The sequence below is a fragment of the Gilvibacter sp. CC01 genome, assembly GCF_055755295.1.
In genome coordinates, this window is sequence record NZ_CM146909.1 from 1,365,548 (window position 1) to 1,387,299 (window position 21,752).

At 43.7% G+C, this 21,752-nt stretch carries 25 protein-coding genes; 11 read left to right on the forward strand and 14 right to left on the reverse strand.

Annotated features, from left to right (window positions below):
* Nucleotides 1-155: 155 nt before the first annotated feature.
* The 5 genes from AC0J2F_RS06485 to mutY form a co-directional block, all read right to left on the reverse strand.
* The gene (locus tag AC0J2F_RS06485) at nucleotides 156-1,055 is read right to left on the reverse strand and encodes a DMT family transporter (protein ID WP_473009331.1); all 900 of its coding nucleotides are present in this window, start codon (nucleotides 1,053-1,055) and stop codon (nucleotides 156-158) included.
* Nucleotides 1,056-1,104: 49 nt separating this feature from the next.
* Nucleotides 1,105-1,659 carry a gliding motility lipoprotein GldD gene (gene gldD / locus AC0J2F_RS06490; protein ID WP_473009332.1) on the reverse strand — a complete coding sequence of 185 codons (555 nt, stop codon included), beginning with the start codon at nucleotides 1,657-1,659 and terminating at the stop codon, nucleotides 1,105-1,107.
* On the reverse strand, nucleotides 1,656-2,966 hold the full coding sequence (locus AC0J2F_RS06495) for a gliding motility-associated protein GldE (protein ID WP_473009333.1): 1,311 nt from the start codon (nucleotides 2,964-2,966) through the stop codon (nucleotides 1,656-1,658). Before AC0J2F_RS06495 ends, gldD begins: the two co-directional genes overlap by 4 nt.
* 19 nt (nucleotides 2,967-2,985) lie before the next feature.
* Nucleotides 2,986-3,459, reverse strand: a complete 474-nt coding sequence (locus tag AC0J2F_RS06500; RefSeq protein ID WP_473009334.1) for a single-stranded DNA-binding protein — start codon at nucleotides 3,457-3,459, stop codon at nucleotides 2,986-2,988.
* A 67-nt stretch (nucleotides 3,460-3,526) separates the two neighbouring features.
* A complete protein-coding gene (mutY, locus tag AC0J2F_RS06505) occupies nucleotides 3,527-4,585 on the reverse strand; it encodes an A/G-specific adenine glycosylase (protein ID WP_473009335.1) in 1,059 nt (352 codons plus the stop codon).
* A gap of 120 nt (nucleotides 4,586-4,705) precedes the next feature.
* On the opposite strand from mutY, the gene AC0J2F_RS06510 reads away from it, so the two are divergent.
* The 6 genes from AC0J2F_RS06510 (at nucleotide 4,706) to AC0J2F_RS06535 (ending at nucleotide 8,815) form a co-directional block, all read left to right on the forward strand.
* A complete protein-coding gene (locus tag AC0J2F_RS06510; RefSeq protein WP_087524106.1) occupies nucleotides 4,706-4,996 on the forward strand; it encodes an HU family DNA-binding protein in 291 nt (96 codons plus the stop codon).
* Between the two features lie 294 nt (nucleotides 4,997-5,290).
* Nucleotides 5,291-6,832, forward strand: coding sequence for an Rne/Rng family ribonuclease (locus AC0J2F_RS06515; RefSeq protein ID WP_473009336.1), 1,542 nt, complete (start codon nucleotides 5,291-5,293; stop codon nucleotides 6,830-6,832).
* Between the two features lie 252 nt (nucleotides 6,833-7,084).
* On the forward strand, nucleotides 7,085-7,426 hold the full coding sequence (locus AC0J2F_RS06520; protein WP_374957953.1) for a hypothetical protein: 342 nt from the start codon (nucleotides 7,085-7,087) through the stop codon (nucleotides 7,424-7,426).
* 1 nt (nucleotide 7,427) lies between these two features.
* Nucleotides 7,428-7,631 (forward strand): hypothetical protein, encoded by a 204-nt coding sequence (locus tag AC0J2F_RS06525; RefSeq protein WP_374957954.1) that lies wholly within the window; start codon nucleotides 7,428-7,430, stop codon nucleotides 7,629-7,631.
* 93 nt (nucleotides 7,632-7,724) lie between these two features.
* Nucleotides 7,725-8,213, forward strand: coding sequence for an RNA polymerase sigma factor (locus AC0J2F_RS06530; protein WP_473009337.1), 489 nt, complete (start codon nucleotides 7,725-7,727; stop codon nucleotides 8,211-8,213).
* 2 nt (nucleotides 8,214-8,215) lie between these two features.
* Nucleotides 8,216-8,815 (forward strand): hypothetical protein, encoded by a 600-nt coding sequence (locus AC0J2F_RS06535; protein ID WP_473009338.1) that lies wholly within the window; start codon nucleotides 8,216-8,218, stop codon nucleotides 8,813-8,815.
* 1 nt (nucleotide 8,816) lies between these two features.
* On the opposite strand, the gene AC0J2F_RS06540 is transcribed toward AC0J2F_RS06535, so the two are convergent.
* Nucleotides 8,817-9,020, reverse strand: a complete 204-nt coding sequence (locus tag AC0J2F_RS06540) for a helix-turn-helix transcriptional regulator (protein WP_473009339.1) — start codon at nucleotides 9,018-9,020, stop codon at nucleotides 8,817-8,819.
* Nucleotides 9,010-9,486 (reverse strand): hypothetical protein, encoded by a 477-nt coding sequence (locus AC0J2F_RS06545; protein ID WP_473009340.1) that lies wholly within the window; start codon nucleotides 9,484-9,486, stop codon nucleotides 9,010-9,012. The genes AC0J2F_RS06540 and AC0J2F_RS06545 overlap by 11 nt, the downstream gene beginning before the upstream one ends.
* 138 nt (nucleotides 9,487-9,624) lie before the next feature.
* Here AC0J2F_RS06545 and AC0J2F_RS06550 point away from each other — a divergent pair, with 138 nt between their 5' ends.
* On the forward strand, nucleotides 9,625-10,110 hold the full coding sequence (locus AC0J2F_RS06550; protein ID WP_473009341.1) for a regulatory protein RecX: 486 nt from the start codon (nucleotides 9,625-9,627) through the stop codon (nucleotides 10,108-10,110).
* A gap of 2 nt (nucleotides 10,111-10,112) precedes the next feature.
* Here AC0J2F_RS06550 and AC0J2F_RS06555 read toward each other — a convergent pair whose 3' ends face one another.
* The 4 genes from AC0J2F_RS06555 to AC0J2F_RS06570 form a co-directional block, all read right to left on the reverse strand.
* Nucleotides 10,113-10,976 (reverse strand): cupin-like domain-containing protein, encoded by an 864-nt coding sequence (locus AC0J2F_RS06555; protein WP_473009342.1) that lies wholly within the window; start codon nucleotides 10,974-10,976, stop codon nucleotides 10,113-10,115.
* A 147-nt stretch (nucleotides 10,977-11,123) separates the two neighbouring features.
* Nucleotides 11,124-11,753: a fibronectin type III domain-containing protein gene (locus tag AC0J2F_RS06560; RefSeq protein WP_473009344.1), complete on the reverse strand. Its 630-nt coding sequence runs from the start codon at nucleotides 11,751-11,753 to the stop codon at nucleotides 11,124-11,126.
* Nucleotides 11,754-11,849: 96 nt separating this feature from the next.
* The gene (gene bioB / locus AC0J2F_RS06565; protein ID WP_087524095.1) at nucleotides 11,850-12,920 is read right to left on the reverse strand and encodes a biotin synthase BioB; all 1,071 of its coding nucleotides are present in this window, start codon (nucleotides 12,918-12,920) and stop codon (nucleotides 11,850-11,852) included.
* A 113-nt stretch (nucleotides 12,921-13,033) separates the two neighbouring features.
* Nucleotides 13,034-14,182: a beta-ketoacyl synthase N-terminal-like domain-containing protein gene (locus AC0J2F_RS06570; RefSeq protein ID WP_473009345.1), complete on the reverse strand. Its 1,149-nt coding sequence runs from the start codon at nucleotides 14,180-14,182 to the stop codon at nucleotides 13,034-13,036.
* A gap of 62 nt (nucleotides 14,183-14,244) precedes the next feature.
* On the opposite strand from AC0J2F_RS06570, the gene AC0J2F_RS06575 reads away from it, so the two are divergent.
* A complete protein-coding gene (locus AC0J2F_RS06575; RefSeq protein WP_473009346.1) occupies nucleotides 14,245-14,688 on the forward strand; it encodes a cytochrome c oxidase assembly factor Coa1 family protein in 444 nt (147 codons plus the stop codon).
* On the opposite strand, the gene bioA is transcribed toward AC0J2F_RS06575, so the two are convergent.
* The 3 genes from bioA to AC0J2F_RS06590 are packed head-to-tail and all read right to left on the reverse strand — an operon-like array spanning nucleotide 14,668 to nucleotide 17,725.
* Nucleotides 14,668-15,939: an adenosylmethionine--8-amino-7-oxononanoate transaminase gene (gene bioA, locus AC0J2F_RS06580; protein ID WP_473009347.1), complete on the reverse strand. Its 1,272-nt coding sequence runs from the start codon at nucleotides 15,937-15,939 to the stop codon at nucleotides 14,668-14,670. The genes AC0J2F_RS06575 and bioA overlap by 21 nt on opposite strands.
* Nucleotides 15,936-16,550 carry a dethiobiotin synthase gene (gene bioD, locus AC0J2F_RS06585; protein ID WP_473006968.1) on the reverse strand — a complete coding sequence of 205 codons (615 nt, stop codon included), beginning with the start codon at nucleotides 16,548-16,550 and terminating at the stop codon, nucleotides 15,936-15,938. Before bioD ends, bioA begins: the two co-directional genes overlap by 4 nt.
* A gap of 35 nt (nucleotides 16,551-16,585) precedes the next feature.
* Nucleotides 16,586-17,725, reverse strand: coding sequence for an aminotransferase class I/II-fold pyridoxal phosphate-dependent enzyme (locus tag AC0J2F_RS06590; protein ID WP_473006969.1), 1,140 nt, complete (start codon nucleotides 17,723-17,725; stop codon nucleotides 16,586-16,588).
* A gap of 156 nt (nucleotides 17,726-17,881) precedes the next feature.
* Here AC0J2F_RS06590 and AC0J2F_RS06595 point away from each other — a divergent pair, with 156 nt between their 5' ends.
* Genes AC0J2F_RS06595 through AC0J2F_RS06605 form a run of 3 tightly spaced genes read left to right on the forward strand, consistent with a single transcriptional unit; the run spans nucleotide 17,882 to nucleotide 21,709 of the window.
* Complete coding sequence (locus tag AC0J2F_RS06595) at nucleotides 17,882-19,450, forward strand: glycerol-3-phosphate dehydrogenase/oxidase (protein ID WP_473006970.1); 1,569 nt, start codon at nucleotides 17,882-17,884, stop codon at nucleotides 19,448-19,450.
* A gap of 10 nt (nucleotides 19,451-19,460) precedes the next feature.
* A complete protein-coding gene (glpK, locus tag AC0J2F_RS06600; RefSeq protein ID WP_473006971.1) occupies nucleotides 19,461-20,954 on the forward strand; it encodes a glycerol kinase GlpK in 1,494 nt (497 codons plus the stop codon).
* 20 nt (nucleotides 20,955-20,974) lie between these two features.
* On the forward strand, nucleotides 20,975-21,709 hold the full coding sequence (locus AC0J2F_RS06605) for an MIP/aquaporin family protein (RefSeq protein ID WP_473006972.1): 735 nt from the start codon (nucleotides 20,975-20,977) through the stop codon (nucleotides 21,707-21,709).
* Nucleotides 21,710-21,752: the final 43 nt, after the last annotated feature.

A 21,752-nucleotide genomic window follows, 5' to 3' on the forward strand; every position in this document is an offset into this window, starting at 1 on the left:
GCGTAACGTTTGATTAAATTGTTTTTAAACTGATCCTCTTGAGCACAAAATCAATATTGCTTAAGAGGGGTGCAAATATAGGGCTAAATACCAAAAAGACAAACGGTTTCAATTAAATTTCACACCGTAAAAATCCGCAGTAAAAACTGACTTTCCTATTGCCGCTTCAACTTGATAGGTAAACGTCCGCGGTTGGCCCAATAAACCCCCACCAAAATAAGTAGTGAAGCAAGGGCTTCTTGCAGGGTAAAACGCTCTCCGTCAAGAAGGCCCCAGAGTACAGCAACAATGGGCATTAAATAAGTAACAGAAGCCGCAAAAACAGGAGTTGCCATTTGCACCAATTTGTTGTACAAAACCTTGGCCATAGCAGTTCCAAACAGACAAAGCACCACCAAATAGCCCAAAGACGAGACCACCTCTTCGCGCTCTAATGGATTGGTCTGCAAGAACCCATCCCAAAGCAAAACAAAAAAGGCAGGTACCATGATGGCTGCAAAATTACCCGCGGCAATTGCCAAAGGAGGCACTTCTTGTAAATGCTTTTTGATGATGTTGGAATTGGTAGCATACATCACCGAGGCTAAAACCACAAAAAGAGCATAGAAATAATTCTGATCGGGTTTTAAAGCTGCACCACCTAAGATCAAGAGAACGGTCCCGATAAAGCCAATAACCACCCCTATTACTTGCTGCCTGGAAGTTCCAATTCCAAACAGACTCAGTCCGATAATAATAGTGTTTAACGGCACTAAAGAATTCAAGATAGAGGCTATAGCACTATCTATCTCGGTTTCTGCAAATGCAAAAAGAAAGGCCGGAAAAAAGGTTCCTAAAAAGCCGGAGATGGTGATCCAAAGTAAGCTTTTCTTAGGGATCTTTCTGAGTTTACTCCAGCCGGCGATCAAGAGAAAAGCACCAGAGATCAGCACGCGCAAGGCTCCCAACTGAACCGGATTCAGACCAACTAGCGCTTTTTTGATCAGGATGAAAGAACTCCCCCAGATCAGTGCTAAAAGCACCAAAAAAATCCATTTGAGATTGGCCTGTTGCATGAAGTTGCAAAGGTCTGAAAAATAATAGGATCAGGCTATAAAAAAAGGTTTATTGTGTCCAGCTCATGCTCTCCATGATACGGCGTACATCTTCACGCAGGTACTCCACAGCAGGCCAAATAGAATCGAAGTTCGGCTTGGCGTTGAAATAGACCGAGCCTGTCACAAAGTGATTGATAGAATCGGTAACATAGAATTGAGATTGGGTAGCAGCATCACCATCGATCATATAAAACATACCATACACCTTATTGATAGGATCAATACGCGGTTGCTCCAAGATCTTATTGGCCTTGACAGTATGATCATAGGTGAGTTTTTGGGCATCAAACAAGAGCGAGTCTAAGTTGTTCTCCACCGGGCGGTAAGTCATATAAATGGTCGCATTTATATCCGGGTAATCTACATTGACCCAACAGTTAGCTCTTTTCTGAACGCGAGCGATCTGATTTACACTGAAGCTGTAGTCACAGTCAAAGTCGGCCTCGGCATAAACAGCCTTAGGATATTCCAATCGCAATTGAGCAGCAGGTTTTACGACCACTCGTTCTTGGCAGCTCCCTAAAAATAGTATACTGAATATTAATGCGGCAAAATACCTCATTCCTTTATGGTCAACTTGATTTGTTTGATACGTTTGTTCTCAAAAGCTTCTATGGTAAACGTGTAATTCTCGAATTTTAGTACCTCGTTCTTTTTGGGGAACCCTTTGGCGATCTCTAACAGAAATCCAGCTAATGATTCTGCTTCGCCTTTAGCTTCTTCAAAAAGCGAAGGGTCGTCCAAACCGATCACCTTATAGACGTCTTTAAGCGGGGTTTTGCCCTCAAAGACATAGGTGGTGTCATCTAGTTTAGAGTAAATGATATCATCATCGTCGAACTCATCAGAGATCTCACCCACTATCTCCTCCAATATATCTTCTAAAGACAGTAAGCCACTAGTACCTCCGTATTCGTCAACCACTATGGCCAAGTGCATTTTCATCTCCTTGAATTCGGCCAACAGATCGTCGAGTTTCTTGTTCTCTGGTACAAAATAAGCTTCTCTTTGCAAGGAAACCCAGTCGAGTTCTGAATTGTCCAGATAAGGCAATAAATCCTTTACATAGAGTACACCAGTAATATTGTCAATATTGTCTTCGTATACCGGAATACGCGAATAGCCGTTAGCGACCAGATCGGGTAAAATATCTTTGAAGGCCATTGCTTTATTGAGTGCAAAGATATCCATGCGTGGCTTCATGACCTGTTTTGCATCGGTATTTCCAAAGGTCACTATGCCCTGCAAGATCTTTTGTTCTTCTTGGGTAGTGTCATCTTCTGAAGTGAGCTCTAAGGCCTGAGACAAATGGTCTACGCTGAACTTAGATTTCTTCTGACCGAATCTATTCTCTATGATCTGGGTCATGGATCGCATGGGAATTGAAAGTGGCGAGAGCGAAAATTCTAAAGCTTTTAACGGATAGGCCATAAAAAGTGCAAAGGACAAATTGTTACGCGAAGCATAGATCTTAGGCAATATCTCCCCGAACAATAAGATCAGAAATGTCACAACGCCCACTTCTACAACAAAACGCAAAGGAATCCCCAGCACACTAGCGGTTAATCCTCCAAAGAAAACCTCAGCCACCGAATCAAAAAGCAAGATGATGGCAATATTTATAAAGTTATTAGACACCAGGATAGTGGCCAGTAATTTTTTTGGCTTGGTTAGCAGGTCATTGACAATGGCGAGCTTTTTAGAAGGCGCTTCTGTATCTGCTTCCAGATCTGTTACAGAAAGTGAAAAGAAGGCAACTTCTGAGGCTGAAATAAGCGCAGAACAAAGTAAAAGCAGTACAATGACTGCAAGACTAATTGCGTTGGAATATGCTAAGGCTAACAGTATACTCGGAGGTTCCAGATCCAAGGGTTATTGGGTTTAGTTACTAAAAAGGAAGATCATCGTCGTCCTCTTCTACTGGCGCCGGGGCTGCCGGCTTTGCCGCAGGAGCAGCCTGTGGCTGCGCAGATGGCTGTGCCATCTGACCCGGCGCTCCCATATTTGCAGGAGCTCCGCCTTCTGCTTTTGGGGTCAAGAAAGTAAAGTCCGTACATTGGATCTCTGTGGAATACCGATCGTTTCCTTGTTCGTCTTGCCACTTTCTGGTCTTTAAACGACCTTCTATATATACCTTATCTCCTTTATTGAGGTACTTTTCACAAATCTCTGCGGCTTTATTGCGCACGACAATATTGTGCCACTCGGTATTGGATACCTTTTCTCCAGTGGTTCTATTGGTATAGGTTTCGTTGGTAGCCAAAGGGAATCGACCTATGGCTCCCCCACCTTCAAAATAATGCATTTTAACCTCGTCGCCGGTATGGCCAATAAGGATCACTTTGTTTATCGTCCCGCTCATAATTCTAACTTCTACGAAGGAGTCAAAAACTCCTCACATCAAAATCAAATATACCTAAAATTTTGGCTTAAAAGCCGTAGCTGTTTATAAATCGTTCTAAAACCACAGGCACCGGAAATTCCCTGAGCTCCTCCGCAGAAATAGCTCCCTCTGGTTCTGTGGTTGTAGGGATTATCCAGAAGGTGATCTCCAAGTGCTGATGAGACAATTTATGCACTACCGCTTTATCGTTATATCGTATCGGATCAGCCTCGGCATCCGCAGAAAATATTTGCCCAAATAGCGAACTACTTTTAATGTCCTTAACCGTTGCCGACTGCTCGGTCTCTAAGTTTGGAAACTCGTAGAGCTTGTGCCAAATCCCTTTGGCGGTGCGTTGTTGCAGTAGTGTTTTATGCTGCGGACTTTGGGCAATCAGATAATTAAAATACCGCTTAGTTACTTTTATCTTGCCTTTCTTTACCGGCAAGGCACTAATCTTATCCTGAGCTCGAGCCACGCATCTATCTGCAAAGAAACAGTGCTCGCAATCTGGATTCTTGGGGGTACACAATCGCGCCCCGAATTCCATAATGGCCTGATTAAAAGTTCCGGGCTGCTGCTTGTCTATTAGCTCTTGCGCCAAAGTTTTAAATTCCTTTTGACCCGCAGAACTATCTATAGGAGTATCAATACCAAAACTACGCGATAGCGCCCGGTATACATTACCATCAACCACTGCGGCGGCCTCATCAAAGCAAATCGAGGCAATCGCACTTGCGGTATAGTCACCTACTCCTTTGAGTTTTTTCAGTTCCCCATAATTATTTGGAAATTGACCATTCAGGTCGTAAGCCACATACTTGGCTGTGGCGTGCAAATTTCTGGCCCTGGAATAATAACCCAAGCCTTGCCACAGCTTTAAGACCTCTTGTTCGCTGGCCTCGGCCAGATCTTTCACCTCGGGGAAACGCGCTGTGAACTTTAAATAATAAGGTAAACCTTGTTCAACGCGTGTTTGTTGCAGCATAATTTCGGACAACCAAATCTTGTAGGGATCTTTGGTCTGTCGCCAAGGCAGTTCACGTTTATTTTGTAAGTACCACGCAATTAGTGGGTTAGAAAATTCGGAGGGGACCGCGTTCATAGGAGCGAAGGTAGCCGATATCTCGTTATTTTTTAAGCAATTAAGCTTTATTAATTGAATTTAAAATGTTTATATTTGCGCTCTTGTAAAATTATCCCTTAAACAAAAAACACATTAATAATGACGAAAGCAGATATTGTAGCGAGAATTTCAGAGAAACTTGGAATGGAAAAAGGAGATGTTCAAGCTACTGTTGAAACCTTTATGAGTGAGGTGAAGAATTCTTTGGAGAGTGGTGACAACGTATACCTAAGAGGATTCGGAAGCTTTATCATCAAAACTCGCGCCGAGAAAACCGGTAGAAATATCTCTAAGAATACAACAATCAAGATACCTGCACACAATATTCCAGCGTTCAAGCCTGCAAAAGTATTTGTAGAGAGCGTTAAGTCTAACGTGGAGGTTAAATAATAACACTAATAGATTCTGACCTATGCCAAGTGGTAAAAAAAGAAAAAGACATAAGGTAGCGACGCACAAGCGCAAGAAAAGAAGACGCGCTAATCGTCACAAGAAAAAGTAGTGTTTCACTACTTTTTTAGTATTCAGCATTAACAAATCGTTCTTTGATACTGAAAATAACTGCCCGCTTTGCTGAGCGAAAAGGCTGGTATTTTCAATGGTTTTAGAAGTAAAACCTGTAAAATAATATGTTTAATCCATCTGTGATGGCCTTAGGGCTTCATGGATATAAAATTACATCGAGTGAACTACGAATTATTTATTAGATCCGGTTCCTCTGAAGTTGATTTTGCCCTTTTAAAAGATGGAAAACTTATTGAACTGCACAAAGAAGAAGACGGCAACAAGTTTTCTGTAGGTGATGTTTTCATTGCCAAGATCAGAAAAACGGTGCCCGGCCTAAATGCAGCATTCGTGAATGTGGGTTACGAAAAGGACGCCTTTTTGCACTATCACGATCTGGGGCCAAACGTTCCTTCTTTAATGAAGTTCATAAAACGTGTAAGCACAGGTAAACTTAAAGAGTATTCTCTAAAGAACTTTCCTTTCGAAAAAGAGATTGATAAGCACGGAAAAATCAACGACGCGCTTAAAAACAATCAATCGATTTTGGTTCAGGTTGTAAAAGAGCCGATCTCTACCAAAGGACCCCGAATTTCTTCGGAACTGTCCATAGCAGGTAGATATATTGTATTGGTTCCTTTTTCCAATCGGATCTCGATCTCGCAAAAGATCGGCACAAAAGAAGAAAAAGACAGACTAAAACGCCTGGTGACCAGTATTCAACCCAAAGGTTTTGGGATCATAGTACGCACCGTTGCGGAAGGAAAGAAAGTAGCTGAACTGGACAAAGACCTGCAGAATTTAATGGACCGCTGGACGGCCATCTGCAAGAAGCTACAAGGGGCGCACCTCCCCTCTAAGGTGCTTAGTGAGATGAGCAGAGGAACCTCTATGATTCGCGACTTAATGAATGACAATTTTAGCGCCATTCATTGCGATGACGAGCAACTCTACTATCAGATCAAAGATTATGTGCAAGAAATTGCACCCAAGAAGGAGAACATTGTAAAGTACTACGATTCTAAAGTTCCTCTTTATGAGAAATTTGGAATTGAAAGACAGATCAAGACCTCCTTTGGTCGAACGGTATCGACGAGCAAAGGCGCCTATTTGGTAATTGAGCACACCGAGGCCCTCCACGTTATCGACGTGAACTCCGGAAACCGATCCAACAAGTCCAAATCGCAAGAAGACACAGCCTTAGAAGTGAATTTAATTGCCGCTACCGAGGTAGCGCGCCAATTGCGTCTTCGCGATATGGGTGGTATAATCGTGATCGATTTTATAGACATGGGTAAAGCCCAACACAGACGCGAACTCTACAACCATTTGCGCAAGGAAATGGAAGACGACAGAGCAAAACACAAGATTTTGCCGCCTAGTAAATTTGGACTTATCCAAATTACCAGACAACGCGTAAGACCGGAAGTGAATATCAAAACCCGAGAAGAAGATCCTAACGGACAGTCGGGCGAGATCGAAGCTCCAATCAGTGTGGTCCATAGAATTACCGAAGACCTAAAACGCTTAAGTAAAAAAGACTATAAAAATCTGACGTTAAATACGCATCCTTTTATAGCGGCCTTCTTAACCAAAGGCTTTCCATCTGTGCGAACCAAATGGTTCATGGAGCACAAAAAATGGGTAAAAATCCAACCTAGAGATGCTTACACGTATCTGGAATATCATTTTAAAGATAAAAATGGTAAGAAAGTAAATTAACCCTAAGAAACCCTCATCGCATTTGCGGTGGGGGTTTTTTGTTTTAAAAACTTTTCTTTTTTGGGCATGCCCCTCTCTTTGTTCGGGTCGGGCTTTTCGCAGTACATGGTACTTTGCTGCAATCCCTCATGCGGATTATCAATTCTCAAATCAATCCATAAATTCATAAATTAGTACGGACTTACTCCCCAAGTGCTTTTGAATGTTTTGTTCATTAGTAACTTGGGGAGTGTTGTTTTAAAACTCTGACTTGTGAGAAAATTACTTTTATGTATTCCCCTATTGTTTTTATTCGCTTGTGCTAGTGCTCCAAAAGCACCTTTTGATCTGCTCTTAGGGTATGATTATTCCATAGTCGAATACGAATTCAACTCAATTAGAGGGGATTTCTACAATGTGAAATACAGCTATGAAATGCAATTAAACTTAGGTGCTGGTTTCTCAACGCGCAGCAAGGCGTTTGGCCAAGGAATCTATGTTGACATACGCCCCCTTGCTGTTCACAATTTCAACGCCACTGATTACAGAATAACAGCCATATCTGAGAATTTTGGAATTAGCGCTTTACCCGTATTGTTCTATATCTTTGAATGATATGAACCTCCACGAACACTTCAAAAACCTATTTGACCAGCACGAGCTTTGGGAAGATGAGATCACCCTAAAACGCTACGAATACCTCAAGGTTCAGGGTACGGCAAATACCAATCTCTATTACGTTATTTCTGGGAGTCTGCGCGCCTATATAATTGACGAGTTTAAGGGCTATGTACAGCAGGTCAGATTGGCTGAGAAATAAATACTAAAAGAGGCAATGGCCTCTTTTTTTTATGCCTGAGTGTGATTTTTTACCTTAAGGGTGTACTAACGCAGTGAGTCTCTATTATAATCGATGAGTAAATCGGCCGATTTTACAAAACTGATCAAACAGCACGAAGGTATTCTCTATAAGCTCAGCAACGCTTATGCAGATAGACCAGAAGAGCGCCAAGACCTCTATCAGGAAATGGTATATCAACTCTGGAAATCTTTTGGTTCTTTTAAAGGAAATTCCAGTTGGTCTACCTGGATGTATCGCGTGGCCTTGAATACGGCGATAAAGTATCTAAAGCTGCAAAAGCGCAAGCCAGACGATCAGCAACTCATACCGGAGTTGCACAGAATCATAGAAGAGCAAGATGCCTTAATGGACGAGCGCACGCAGTATTTGTACGCGCAGATCAGACAACTGGGTGAAGTGAATCGGGCGATAGTCCTCTTGTATTTAGACGGAAAATCGTACGAAGAAATTGGACAGATCACGGGTTACAGTCCGAGCAATATCGGTACCCGATTAAATAGAATCAAAGCACAAATGCGTGCCAATAAACCGCAGCACTAGTTATGGAACTACATGAAATGCAAGCTGCCTGGCAGCAGATGAATCTGAAAATCGAAAAACAACAACAGTTAACAGATCAATTAATTATGGAAATGACCACTCAAAAATACCGCGCAAAATATCAGAAGCTCAACACTTACGAAACTATTGGTGGCGTGCTCTGCTATATCTTTGCAGCTTATATACTTGTTAATTTTGGCAAGCTAGACATTTGGTATTTACGCCTTTGCGCTATTGTAGCGATCGCTGTTTTGACCGTGCTTCCCATACTTTCATTAAGCGCCATTCGCGATCTACAAAATTTACCCATAAGTTCAGGTACTCAAAAGCAGTTGATGGAAGACTTTACCGATCGTAAACGTAGATTCCTCTTGTTTCAAAAGATCAATTTAGGAATGACCCCGCTGCTTATGGTGGCCATATTGCCGGTCTTTGCGAAGCTCTTTAAAGGCCAAGATGTGTTTGTAGAAGGCTCCGTGATGTTTTGGTATGTGCCTATTGGAGGAATCATACTCTTCTTGGTCTTCGGTTGGGTTTTAAAGTGCTACAGAAGCATCAATGCCTCGGCAGCAAAGACCTTAGAAGAACTCGATCAGCAGTAAACTACCAATCCGAATCTTCTAATTCAAAAAGATTATCAACGGTGGTGGAGAAGATGGCTGCCAATCGCAAAGCCAATACCGTTGAGGGGACGTATTTACCCAACTCCATGGCATTGATGGTCTGGCGGCTTACCTTGGCGGCTTCTGCCAAGGCTGCCTGGGTCATGTTGTGACGCGCGCGCTCTACTTTGATATTATTCTTCATTGCTAACCGTATTGTGCAGCTTGCGCAACTGCCAGTTAAAGCGAATAATAAAGAACGCCAAAATGGTGAACATATTAACGATCATGATCCATAGAAAGGAAAGATCGTAAACAAAGATAAAGGCCAGCAGTAACACGCCGTAATTCACATAAGTGGCCCAGACCAGGCTCTTTAGGCGAATACTACTGATGAGCTCGTCCTCCAATTTCTCCTTAGAAAAAGCGACAACCAGACCGCTTAAAATGATAAGCACTCCCAGTATCTCGTTAAGAATGTTGTTATCGATAAATCCAAAATACTTGCGTTCTCCAAAGATCTCATCGACAGCAATTGCAAAGACAGGCAGGTCTAAAAATGCCGGGCTGTAATCGTTGAGAACTGTCAAAAATCCCAGAATAGCAGCTGGGATGAGCACCATCCAGCCCCATTTTTTGTAGCGATGCGGAAATAAATAATTCGTGTTCATTACTATTCGTTTTTAATGATTGATGTTTCAAAAGTATAGAATATTTTCCATTATGTAAAGTTTATTTTACTTTTTGTCGTTTATTTATGACATTTCATAGCTCGTTTTTTCATGCTTGAATGTGTATTTTTGAAGCCGATGAATCGTGCGCAACACCGTAAAACCTATACTGTTGAAGAGGCTCAGGCTCGGCTGGAACGTTATTGTGCCTACCAGGATCGCTGCCATAAAGAAGTGGAGAAAAAGTTGACCGAGATGCGCATGATTCCCGCTGCTAAAGAGGAGATCATCTTGCATTTAATGCAGCACAATTACCTCAACGAAAGTCGTTTTGCACAGAGTTTTGCTCGAGGTAAATTCCGAAACAAGAAGTGGGGAAAACAACGCATTGTTCGCGAACTCAAAACCCGAGGCATCTCTGCCTATAATGTAAAACTGGCTTTAAAGGAAATTCCAGAGGCAGACTATTACAGCACCTTCCACAACTTAGCGGAAAGGCGCTTTGCTTCTCTAACCGAGACCAATCCGCAGAAAAAGAAAAAGAAATTGGCAGATTACCTCATTTACCGAGGTTGGGAGACGCATTTGATCTATGAGAAGATCAATGAATTGATGAATTTGTAATACTAAGAGATCCCCAATTTACGGTGGGTATTCACCACGGCCTTCTCGTTCTTACCATCTATCCAAGCTTGTCCTTTCATGCGACGCATGGCATTATCAAAGTGTCGCATTACAAATATGTTATACAGGGCCTTTCCTAGGTTCTTCGGATTGCGGGCAATGGCGCGTAAGCTCATACTAAAGCCTGGCGTTATATAGCGCATATAATGCCAATATCCCTCTGGCATATAGAGCACATTACCGTGCTCCAAGTCTGCGATATAACCTTTAGCTTGTTTTAAAGCAGGCCATTTCTCATAGTCAGGATCGGCAAAATTTATGTCCTCTCGCGTAATGAGTGAATGCGGGATCTTGTACAAATAATCATTTTGCGCTTGGTCAAAAAGGATCACTTGCTTCTTCCCGTGAAAGTGAAAGTGAAAGATGTTGGCGAGGTCTATATCGTAGTGCATAAACGTGTAAGAGTCCTCACCTCCAAAGAAAAGCATAGGCAAACCTTTCATGAGTTTGATACCAAAATCAGGATAGGAGAAATCCTTTTGTAGCTCAGGCACCTCTTTTAAAATGTTCCAAAGAAATATCCGGAACTTGGTTGGTTCGCGCTTAAGTAAGTCTATATACTCACTCATCTTCATTTTTGCATGTGGCTCATTAAATCCGTCTTTGTAATCTACCGGACGGTCGTCATAAAGAGGAACCTCTTTCTCTCCGGCAACGGTGGCCATATAATCCAGATCCCATTTCTCAAAGGCTGGCCAATCTTCGATAAAACGTTTTATCACAACTGGCTTTTGGGGTTTTAAGAATTCTCTTTTAAACTCCTCCTTAGTAATGGTCTCGCGAACTTCTATTGGACTTAACTGCATACTCCTTCTTAAGATCGGGGCTAAAATTACGAAACATTTAAATAACCTAAAACGATCCTTCTACATGGCAATCTGGGACTAGAGCGGTTTGAAGAAAAACAAAAGGGCGAGGATATCCCCGCCCTTTTGCCCCTAGCGATACTCTACTTAACTATCGGTCGTAATGACCAGAGCATCTGAGAAGGTACTGAATCCGTCCGAACCACAATTGGCACGCACATAGATTTCATAAGTGGTCGATGGACTCAGCCCTTCTATTTTGAATGAATTTTGCGAGGTATTCTCTGTAGTTCCGGTTCCTAAAGCAAAACCTGTTGGCCCGTACTCGATCTCCCAAGCAGTCTCGTTATTCTCGTCCCAAGACAGCTCAATAGTGGTGTCGCTTAGACTCACTAGCTGCAAATTAGACGGTGGATTACAGGTCACGCTCGGCTCTGCAGTAACTACATCCACAGATATATATTCACTAAACCCATCAGAACCGCAATTGGTACGCAAATAAATGCGATACTCCGTAGCTGGTTCCAGGTCTTCAATGAAAAAACTCTCTTGTGAGGTTTGGCGGACCGTACCGGTGCCTAAAGCAAAACCAACCGGGCCGTATTCAACCTCCCAGGCGGTTTCTGCGTCGATCCCCCAAGAAAATAAGATGGAGGTCGAGTTGAGTTGTTCAATAATGATGCTTCCGGGTTGTTTGCAATTGTTCGGAGCGTCGTCGTCTTTACTACAGGAAACTAAACACAGCCCAACAATTGCTAATACTAGCAACTTTCTCATAGGTGTTCGAATTAAGATTGGGTAATGGTGTTTCCAGTCTAAAGAACGCCAGAGGGAGACTTAAATTGTAGTTTGTAATAAAAAAAGTAGTGAAGTTTACTTCTTTCGCGCCGCTTCATTACGGGCAATTTTATGCCCAGGTCGCGTCCATTTGGGTTTTTCACCTAAAGGATTGTATGCAGAGTCTTCTGCCTCAACTGTTTCCGGTTGTGCTTTCTTTACAAACGCTTTCTGCGGAGTGAGCCCAAGCATTTTAAACATTTCCATGTCCTGGTTCACGTCAGGGTTTGGCGTGGTCAATAGTTTGTCTCCGGCAAAGATGGAATTCGCTCCGGCAAAGAAACACATGGCTTGTCCTTCTCTGCTCATCTCTGTACGACCTGCAGACAAGCGCACCTGGGTTTTTGGCATCACAATACGCGTAGTGGCTACCATGCGGATCATCTCCCAGATAGAGATCGGCTCAATGTCTTCCATCGGAGTGCCCTCTACGGCTACTAAAGCGTTGATAGGTACTGATTCTGGCTGCGGATCTAGTGTAGCCAAGGCTACCAACATTCCGGCTCTGTCTTCCAGGTTCTCTCCCATTCCAATGATTCCGCCGCTACAAACCGTCACATTGGTCTTGCGAACATTAGAAATGGTATCTAAACGGTCTTGATAAGCGCGCGTAGAGATCACATCTTTGTAATAGTCCTCTGAGGTATCCAAGTTGTGGTTATAGGCATACAAACCGGCTTCTGCCAATCGCTTGGCTTGATTTTCGGTCACCATACCTAGGGTACAGCAAACTTCCATATCGAGTTTGTTAATGGTACGAACCATTTCCAAGACCTGATCGAACTCTGGACCATCCTTTACGTTTCTCCAGGCTGCTCCCATACACACTCGTGAACTCCCCGATGCCTTAGCACGCAAAGCCTGAGCTTTTACGTGCTGCACAGTCATTAGATCATTACCTTCAATATCGGTGTGATATCGGGCCGCTTGAGGGCAGTAACCGCAGTCTTCCGGACAGCCACCAGTCTTAATGGACAAGAGCGTAGAGACTTGTACCGTATTTGGATCGTGATGCTCGCGATGCACTGTAGCAGCGCGATAAAGCAACTCCATAAGCGGCGTATTGTAAATTTCCATGATCTCTTCTCGGGTCCAGTCGTGTCGCATAGTTTCGCTATTCTCGCTCCGTTAAAATTTGGTTGCCGAAGCCTGGGTTAGATATGCAAATATAAGATTCGTATGCAGATAAATTGCGGTTCAAAGCCTGAGTTTTTCACGGCTTATTTACATACAATTAGACTCACGGCGTTTCCGCCAAATCCAACCGCGTTGATCATTACGGTCTTAAACTGCTGAGGCTTTTCTATCGCTTGTTCTAAAAATGGATTTACAGGACAATCTTGCTGTTGTAGCATTAGCATGGCGAGTTCCAAACTGAGCATGCCGGAGGTTCCTAAGGTGTGGCCAATAAGGTGCTTATTTGATACTAAATAAGGCAAGTTAGAACCAAATACTTCTTGTAATGCCCGGTATTCCGCCTTATCGCCCAAGATAGTTCCCGGAGCGTGCATCACCACAGCATCTACAATTTCCAGTCCTGCTGCGGTTAATGCCATTTTCATGGAATCTTGAAAGCAATCTGCTTGTTTACTTAAAGAAGTATGATGATCTAAGGTTTCCGTACCCCAGCCAAAACCACATATAAGTCCTTGTGCCTGTGGATGGTCTCCTAAAACTAAAACAGCTGTTGCAGCCGCCTCTCCCAACACCATAGTGTTGGCCGTTTTATCAAGATCCAGAGCACGGCAGGCAAAGCCGTCTGTATTTTTTGAATAAAGATTGAGGGCTTGCATTTGAGCAATGGTAAAGGCAGTGAGTGGCGCCTCGGTCCCTCCAACAAGCATTGCCTGAACCATACCAGAACCCAACCAAGCAATTCCATTCAGTACAGCATGCATTGCAGAAGCGCAGGTTACAGAATGTCCCAAGCTCATTGCAGGGAGCTGAAGATCTTGAGCCACCCAAGTGGAAACATTCCCCAAGGTAGTAGTGGGAGAAGACAGTGTATGGGCTTCCCCGCGGTTTATAAAATCTTGATGGTATTTCTCAAAAAGTCCCGTGGCTCCGCGCGATGACCCAATGTTAACTCCCCATTTTCCCTTAATCTGCATACCATCCATTGAGCCTCTAGCAGCCAAGATTGCCAACAAGGCTGTTCTGTCCAGACGCTTGTAATTGGGATTTTGTTGAGCCAGCTGTTCTACCTCCTGCTCAAGCTGCTGAGATAAACGAGCAACAGCAACAGGACCAGATGGTGTTGTAGTCTTAGAAAACAAAGCTTGACCAGCACTGTAATTTTCCCAAACAACTGCAGAAATGCTGCCCAATGCAGACACGGAAGACATTCCTAAAATGCTTATGTGGTCCATCAAAATTTTGTAAATTTCTGCAAAAATAGGCCTTTAAAAGTTCATTTGAAGCATCAGAAACTATGGATGAAGTATTACCTCAGAAAAATTGGTGGCAACGCAATTGGAAATGGGCACTCCCAACAGGAGGTTGCTTGGTTGTGCTTGTTTTAATAGTAGTTTTTGTGGTTTCATTGGTCACTGGAGTCTCGGCGCTTTTTAAAGAGTCAAAACCCTATCAGACTGCCTTGACAAAGGCCCAAGAAAGTGAGTGGGTCATAGAACAATTGGGCGAGCCTATAGAAGTGTCGGGTATTGCTCAGGGGAATATCAATTATTCGGGTAACCAAGGCACAGCAGATCTAAAGATCCCGGTAAAAGGACCAAAGAACAGCGGAGAAATACTGGTTTGGGGCGATAAATCCGGTGATGAGTGGGCCTATAAATACATCCGCTTTAGAGTCTCCGGTTCCGAGCAGGAATACGATCTGATCAACAACCGATTGCTAAGTGCCGAAAGCGACTAGGGCTTGTCTCAGAACTTCATAAATCTTCTGCAATTCCTCTTGTTGAATCACAAATGGAGGAACTATATAGATCGTATTACCCAAAGGCCTTAAATAAACCCCTCGATCCATAAAGAATTGTAGAATGGTGTCACGCTCTTTGCCGTAACGCGGTATTTCTTTTTTAAGATCGATGGCATAGATCACACCACATTGTCTGGTAGAGGCTACTGCAACATGTTTTTTTATCTCGGCATCGAATTCCTGATGGGAATCAATTATCCTTTGGATATTCTGTTGGATCTCGTCGGATACAAGCAGCTCCATGGCAGCAATGGCAGCAGCACACGCCAAAGGATTTGCAGAATAGGTATGCCCGTGAAAGAATCCGTCGGCTAACTGATCGCTGTAAAAAGCATCGTAAACCGCTTGCGTAGAAGTAGTGAGTCCCATAGGCAAAAGCCCGGCGGTTAGGGCCTTGCTCAAGCAGATAATATCAGGGAGTTCGCTAAGTTGTTCACTGGCAAAATATGTCCCTGTTTTTCCGAAACCGGTCATGACCTCATCGGCTATACAAAGAGTCCCTGCAGCATGACAAGCTGCGATCATGAAAGACAAGCCAGTTGCATCGTTGAGTTGCATTGCAGCAGCCCCTTGAACCAAAGGCTCAAATACAAAAGCCGCCACCCGTCCAGTTTCCAAATACTTTTTGAGGTCTTTTAAAACCTGCTCGTTGTTGGATCCATTTGGAGGTGTTATCCGCTTGACCTCCAAAGAAAAATCGCTAAAAGGTCCGTTGTAAACATCCAAACCTGAAACAGACATAGCCCCAAAAGTGTCGCCGTGGAAGCCGTTTTCGAAGGCCAGCAAGAGATCGCGCTTTTCAGCGCGATTGAAGTGATATTGCAAGGCCATTTTAACGGCAACCTCAATACTGGTAGAGCCGTTATCGGAAAAGAAAACCTTCTGTTGATTTTTAGGCAGCAAGGCCATGAGCTTTTCTGACATTGCTATAGCAGGCTCGTGCGTAAAACCACTAAATACGATCTGATCCATCCGCAGCATTTGTTCTGCAACGGCAGAGGTGATCATAGGATTACAATGGCCGTACATACTGATATACCAACTCGAAATGGCGTCGATATAGGAATTCCCAGCTTCATCCCACAGGTAAACACCACTGGCCCGAGTTATGGGAAAAGCCGGCCCAGCGAGTTTATGCTGAGTCAGCGGATGCCAAAGGTGTTTGGAATCTCTATCGGACAAACTCATAGCAGCTTAGATTTAAAATCGTCCGCGTAAGCCTTGACCACATTCTGATCGAAGTATGGTTCCTGATCTATACGCGCCAATACAGGCACATCAGGATGGGTAGTTGTTATGATGTTCTCCGTAGTAGGATGTTCATCTCCAGAGAAAACAAGACTGATGTTCTTAAATCCTCGAGCCTTGAGCAAGGCTATGCTCAACAGGCTGTGATTTATACTTCCCAAATAGTGACGGGAGACCAAAATTATATGATCGCTAGGCTGGGCAATGTCGAGAACGGTATCGCTATTATTCAATGGAACCAACAAGCCGCCAGCACCTTCAATAACCAAATGATTGTCTGTCTTAGGGCGTTTGATCTTATCTAGACCGATCTCCACCCCATCGATGGCAGCAGCGGCATGCGGACTCATTGGAGTTTCTAAGGCATAGGCCGATTGATGAAAGACCGTTTTATCATTGCTGATCAGTCGCCCGACTTTGTGCGTATCTGAATTCGCTAGATCTCCGGCTTGAACAGGTTTCCAATAATCAGCTTGAAGCGCTTCGGTGAGGATAGCCGCAACTACGGTCTTCCCCACATCTGTTCCTATTCCGGTCACGAATAATTGCATATTGCAAAAATACGCAAGGTCTTAGAGAAATTGAATTAATCTTTCAGAAAGCTCGCAATGCGCTCCGCAAGAAGCTCAATACTATCAGATTCGTTGTAACAGTGTAGACATATCCGCAGACGTTCTGCTCCTTCTGGCACTGTGGGTGCAAGAATTGGCAGTACACCAAAGCCTGCTTCATTTAAACTGTCGCTCAATGCTTTTACACGCTCATTTCCGGGAATTATTACTGAATGGATCGCGCTATTTGACACAATGAAGTATTCGTTTAATCCATATTTTTCAATATATGATCGTAATAATGCTATATTACAATGTAATTTATTTATCTCCTGTATAGCCTCAGTAGAATTAGACAACCAAGTATAACGGTCTGCCAAGGCATAGACCATGTCTTCTGCTAAAGCCGTAGTATAGATAAGAGAACGTGCAAAATTTACTAAATAGCTCTTTAATGGTTCTGAGCCAAGCACTGCAGCACCATGGTAGCCTAGGGCTTTCCCAAAGGTCACTATTCTTGCAAACACTCGGTCTTGCATTTGCAAAGCCTGTACAAGTCCATGCCCGCGCTCTCCTATTACACCAAGAGCATGCGCCTCATCAACTATTAAATAGGCTTCGTAACGTTCACACAAGTTGACCAAGGCTTCTAGATCCGGACTGTCTCCATCCATTGAAAAAACAGACTCCGTAACCACATACAAGGTGCCCGTAGACTCCTTATGTTCTTCTAAAAGTTGTTGTAAGTGCATCAGATCGTTATGGCGATACTTGAGACTCCTAGCCTTGGTAAGCTGTAAGCCGTCTCTAATAGAAGCATGTGCCAATGCATCGTAAAAAATATGATCCCCGCGCTGTCCGATAGCTCCCAACAGGCCTAAATTTGCTGCATAACCGCTGTTAAAGACCAATGCAGCCTGCGATTTATGGAAACTGCAAATTTGCTTTTCCAATACCTCATAAGCCTTGTGATTCCCTGTGAGTAAACGCGAGCCGGCGGCTCCCTTTAGCTTATGTGATTTATGGCTCCAGTTGAGCTCCGCAGCAGCCAATCCTAAATAATCATTTGAAGAAAAGTCGAAGGTCGGATTGTAAACACTTAGTTTGCGCAAGGCATTATTTTGCAAGCGTTGTTCTAAGCGTTTTGCCAATTTATCCGGAAGCTGCTTCATCATCACAAAAATACAGAGATTTTACGGGCTCAAACAATTTAGTGCATCGCGAGTTATCGCTCTTATGATTCCTAATGATAATTTAACCTGATTCCCAGCATTGTACTTTAAATTACTCTTTTTATTTGGTATTTTTAAAGAAGAATAACTATCCAAAAATTGAATACCCGAGAATCTCAACTCGCTCGTTTGCTCGAGCAAGAATCTTTTGACATTATTATAGTCGGAGGTGGCGCTAGCGGTTTAGGTATTGCTGTTGATGCGGCGAGTCGCGGCTATAAAACGGCCTTGTTCGAATGGTATGACTTTGCCAAAGGCACATCGAGCAAGAGTACCAAACTTGTTCATGGTGGGGTGCGATACTTGCAACAGGGAGATGTAAAAATGGTCAAAGAAGCCCTGAGAGAGCGTGGGCTTTTAGAGCAAAATGCCAAACACTTGTTCAAAAGACAAGAATTCATCATCCCAAACTACAGCTGGTGGGGTGGTTATTACTATACTATTGGTTTAAAGCTATACGATCTACTGGCCACCAAATTCAGCCTGGGTAAATCACAATTGATCTCCAAACATAAGACGCTAAAGGCCTTGCCAACATTAAAGCGAGATGGCCTACACAAAGGTGTTTCTTATTTTGACGGACAGTTCGACGATGCTAGGTTGGCTGTTAATTTGGCTCAAACCGCCGCAGAACAAGGAGCCTTGGTTATGAACCATATGCGAGTGGTTGGATTGTTAAGCAATGAAGACGGCTCCGCAGCAGGTATCGAAGTCGAGGACATGGAAACCGAGCAGGTGTACAGCGTACAATCCAAAGTGGTGGTCAATGCTGCAGGCATCTTTACAGACAAAGTGCTAAAGCTCAAAGACCCTAATCATAAAAAGACCGTAGTTCCTAGTCAAGGTGTGCATTTGGTGCTAGACCGAGAATTCTTGCAGAGCAATACAGCATTAATGATCCCTAAGACTTCCGACGGACGCGTGCTTTTTATCATTCCATGGAACGGTAAGGTCCTGGCTGGAACAACAGACACCCTGATCAAAAAACCGAAGATAGAACCGGTGGCCTTGGAGTCGGAGATCGAATTCATACTTGAGACCATAGGAGCGTACTTAACAAGAGCGCCGGAGCGCCAAGAGGTACGCTCTGTTTTTGTCGGATTACGCCCATTGGCTAAACCTAAAAAGGATGATACCAACACTAAAGAAGTTTCCAGAAGCCATAAAATTCTGAGCGAACAAGGCGTGGTGAGTATTGTAGGCGGCAAATGGACCACCTACAGAAAAATGGCAGAAGATGTGGTAGACACTATAATTGAGGACTACAATTTCAAACCTGCAGCCTCTGTCACAAAATCCTTGCCTATAAAAGGGAACATTAGCGAGCAAAAACATTCTGATTTTCCCCATTTACAAATGTACGGCAGTCTACTGGACGCCTATTTAGACTTTGAATCTAGTAAAGCCGAATACGCAAAAAAAATTCATCCGGACTATCCTTACACTAAAGGACAAGTAGTTTGGAGCGCTAAAGAAGAAATGGCTAGAACAGTAGAGGACGTTCTGGCAAGACGGGTGAGATTATTATTTTTAGATGCTAGAGCTGCAGTAGATGCAGCTCCAGTAGTTGCTAATTTACTTGCTGCGGAACTAGACAAAGATCAGTCTTGGCAAGACCAACAGCTTAAAAGCTTTAACGATCTGGCCGGACAATATGTGCTGGATTAATAACAGATTTATGAGAAAAAAGTACATACTATCATTAGATCAAGGAACTACATCTTCTCGTGCTATTCTTTTTGATCACAGCGGTTCGAATGCTGGGGTTGGTCAAAAGGACTTTGAGCAAATATTTCCACAGCCGGGTTGGGTAGAACACGATCCGATGGAGATCTGGGAATCTCAGCTCTATGCCGTGCGTCAGGCCTTTAAATCGGCTCAGGTCACCTCCGAGGCCGTTGCAGCCATAGGTATTACTAACCAACGCGAAACTACTGTGGTTTGGGACAGAGAAACCGGAGTGCCTATCTACAATGCCATTGTTTGGCAAGATCGGAGAACGGCCAAGTATTGTGACCAACTCAAGGCAGAAGGACATATCGAGAATATCAAGGAAAAGACCGGGCTGATCATCGATGCCTACTTTTCTGGGACCAAACTCAAGTGGATCTTGGACAATGTAGAAGGCGCAAGAGAAAAAGCAAAACAGGGCAATCTTTGCTTTGGAACTATAGACACTTGGCTGATCTGGAAACTCACTAATGGCAAGAGCTTTGTTACCGATGTGAGTAATGCCAGCCGCACCATGCTGTTTAATATACACACTTTAGACTGGGATAAAGAGCTGCTGCAACTGCTCAACATTCCAAAAACGGTCTTGCCTCAGGTAAAATCCAGCAGCGAGGTCTACGGAGTAACCGCTAGTGAAATACTTGGTGGAACTGTTCCTATTGCCGGTATAGCCGGAGACCAACAAGCCGCTCTCTTTGGGCAGCTCTGTACGGAGAAAGGCATGGTAAAAAACACTTACGGCACGGGTTGTTTCTTGCTTATGAATACCGGCGATAAGCCCGTCTATTCTAAGAACAACCTACTCACAACCATAGCCTGGCAGATCGATGATCAGGTCGCCTACGCCTTAGAGGGTAGTATTTTTGTAGGAGGTGCTGCCGTGCAATGGATCAGAGACGGATTAAAACTAATAGACGATGCCAAAGAAATTGAAGCTTTGGCCAGCAGTGTGACAGACAACGGAGGCGTTTACTTTGTGCCTGCATTGACCGGACTTGGAGCACCACATTGGGACCCTTACGCAAGAGGTGCCATTGTTGGACTAACGCGAGGAAGCACGCAGGCGCATATTGCAAGAGCAACGCTAGAAGGTATTGCCTACCAAGTATACGATATTGTAAAAGCTATGGAAGCCGATTCTGGAGTGGCCGGTGCAGAATTGCGGGTAGACGGTGGTGCTACGGCCAATAATTTACTCATGCAGTTCCAGTCAGATATCTTCGGATTTCCCGTGGTAAGACCAAAGCTATTAGAAATCACCGCGTTAGGGGCTGCTTATCTAGCTGGCCTTGCCGTTGAGTTTTGGCCAGATCTGGACTCCTTGAAATCGCAGTGGAAAATAGACCGTAGCTTTGAGCCAGAAATGGATCAGGCCCGAGTAGAAGAGTATCTCAGCACTTGGCATAAAGCGGTGAAACGCGCAGCAAATTGGATAGAATAAACAACTAAAGAATATAAAAAATGACTCCTTTTATAGCAGAAATTGTGGGCACCTTCATTTTAATGGTATTGGGAAATGGAGTGGTCTGTAATGTGGTACTCAAAGGTACCAAGGGAAACAATTCCGGCTGGATAGTTATTACCACGGGTTGGGCCATGGCAGTCTATGTAGCAGTTCTTATTGCCGGACCGTACAGCGGAGCTCATATCAATCCTGCTGTGACGGTAGCCTTAGCGATTACCGGATTGTTTGAATGGTCTCAAGTGCCTATTTATATTGCCGGGCAATTCATTGGTGCTATGGCTGCGATGGTTGCCCTTTGGATAACCCATAAAGATCATTACGATGCCACCGAGGATTCAGCGAGTATCCATGCTACTTTTTGCAACACTCCTGCTATAGCAAACAACTTTAGAAACCTAATGACCGAAATCTTGGGAACCTTTATTTTGGTCTTCGCTGTATTTTACATTGTCGGCCCGGAATTATCTGTAGGCGAACAAGAAGGGATAATTGGCCTAGGGTCTTTAGGGGCCATCCCAGTGGCCTTTATAGTTTGGTCTGTGGGTATTAGTTTAGGAGGTCCAACGGGATACGCGATCAACCCAGCCAGAGATCTAGGCCCGCGAATAATGCACGCTATTCTTCCTCTTAAAAACAAAGGTGATTCCGGATGGGGATACAGCTGGATCCCTGTTGCGGGTCCTTTAATTGGAGGAGCTATTGCAGCCTTATTGTATTTAGCGATGCAGTAAATAAAAAAAGCCTCTCCATTTTGGAAAGGCTTTCTTATCTCAG

What these genes read in the sequence shown, in the direction of transcription:
- AC0J2F_RS06605 (WP_473006972.1), top strand. Translation starts at nt 20,975, where the DNA reads ATGACTCCTTTTATAGCAGAAATTGTGGGCACCTTCATTTTAATGGTA.
- bioD (WP_473006968.1), bottom strand. Translation starts at nt 16,550, where the DNA reads ATGCAATTATTCGTGACCGGAATAGGAACAGATGTGGGGAAGACCGTA.
- bioB (WP_087524095.1), bottom strand. Translation starts at nt 12,920, where the DNA reads ATGCGACACGACTGGACCCGAGAAGAGATCATGGAAATTTACAATACG.
- AC0J2F_RS06560 (WP_473009344.1), bottom strand. Translation starts at nt 11,753, where the DNA reads ATGAGAAAGTTGCTAGTATTAGCAATTGTTGGGCTGTGTTTAGTTTCC.
- AC0J2F_RS06525 (WP_374957954.1), top strand. Translation starts at nt 7,428, where the DNA reads ATGAACCTCCACGAACACTTCAAAAACCTATTTGACCAGCACGAGCTT.
- AC0J2F_RS06575 (WP_473009346.1), top strand. Translation starts at nt 14,245, where the DNA reads ATGGATGAAGTATTACCTCAGAAAAATTGGTGGCAACGCAATTGGAAA.
- AC0J2F_RS06510 (WP_087524106.1), top strand. Translation starts at nt 4,706, where the DNA reads ATGACGAAAGCAGATATTGTAGCGAGAATTTCAGAGAAACTTGGAATG.
- AC0J2F_RS06570 (WP_473009345.1), bottom strand. Translation starts at nt 14,182, where the DNA reads ATGGACCACATAAGCATTTTAGGAATGTCTTCCGTGTCTGCATTGGGC.
- AC0J2F_RS06545 (WP_473009340.1), bottom strand. Translation starts at nt 9,486, where the DNA reads ATGAACACGAATTATTTATTTCCGCATCGCTACAAAAAATGGGGCTGG.
- gldD (WP_473009332.1), bottom strand. Translation starts at nt 1,659, where the DNA reads ATGAGGTATTTTGCCGCATTAATATTCAGTATACTATTTTTAGGGAGC.
- bioA (WP_473009347.1), bottom strand. Translation starts at nt 15,939, where the DNA reads ATGAGTTTGTCCGATAGAGATTCCAAACACCTTTGGCATCCGCTGACT.
- AC0J2F_RS06540 (WP_473009339.1), bottom strand. Translation starts at nt 9,020, where the DNA reads ATGAAGAATAATATCAAAGTAGAGCGCGCGCGTCACAACATGACCCAG.
- AC0J2F_RS06550 (WP_473009341.1), top strand. Translation starts at nt 9,625, where the DNA reads ATGAATCGTGCGCAACACCGTAAAACCTATACTGTTGAAGAGGCTCAG.
- AC0J2F_RS06485 (WP_473009331.1), bottom strand. Translation starts at nt 1,055, where the DNA reads ATGCAACAGGCCAATCTCAAATGGATTTTTTTGGTGCTTTTAGCACTG.
- glpK (WP_473006971.1), top strand. Translation starts at nt 19,461, where the DNA reads ATGAGAAAAAAGTACATACTATCATTAGATCAAGGAACTACATCTTCT.
- AC0J2F_RS06535 (WP_473009338.1), top strand. Translation starts at nt 8,216, where the DNA reads ATGGAACTACATGAAATGCAAGCTGCCTGGCAGCAGATGAATCTGAAA.
- AC0J2F_RS06555 (WP_473009342.1), bottom strand. Translation starts at nt 10,976, where the DNA reads ATGCAGTTAAGTCCAATAGAAGTTCGCGAGACCATTACTAAGGAGGAG.
- AC0J2F_RS06530 (WP_473009337.1), top strand. Translation starts at nt 7,725, where the DNA reads ATGAGTAAATCGGCCGATTTTACAAAACTGATCAAACAGCACGAAGGT.
- mutY (WP_473009335.1), bottom strand. Translation starts at nt 4,585, where the DNA reads ATGAACGCGGTCCCCTCCGAATTTTCTAACCCACTAATTGCGTGGTAC.
- AC0J2F_RS06500 (WP_473009334.1), bottom strand. Translation starts at nt 3,459, where the DNA reads ATGAGCGGGACGATAAACAAAGTGATCCTTATTGGCCATACCGGCGAC.
- AC0J2F_RS06590 (WP_473006969.1), bottom strand. Translation starts at nt 17,725, where the DNA reads ATGATGAAGCAGCTTCCGGATAAATTGGCAAAACGCTTAGAACAACGC.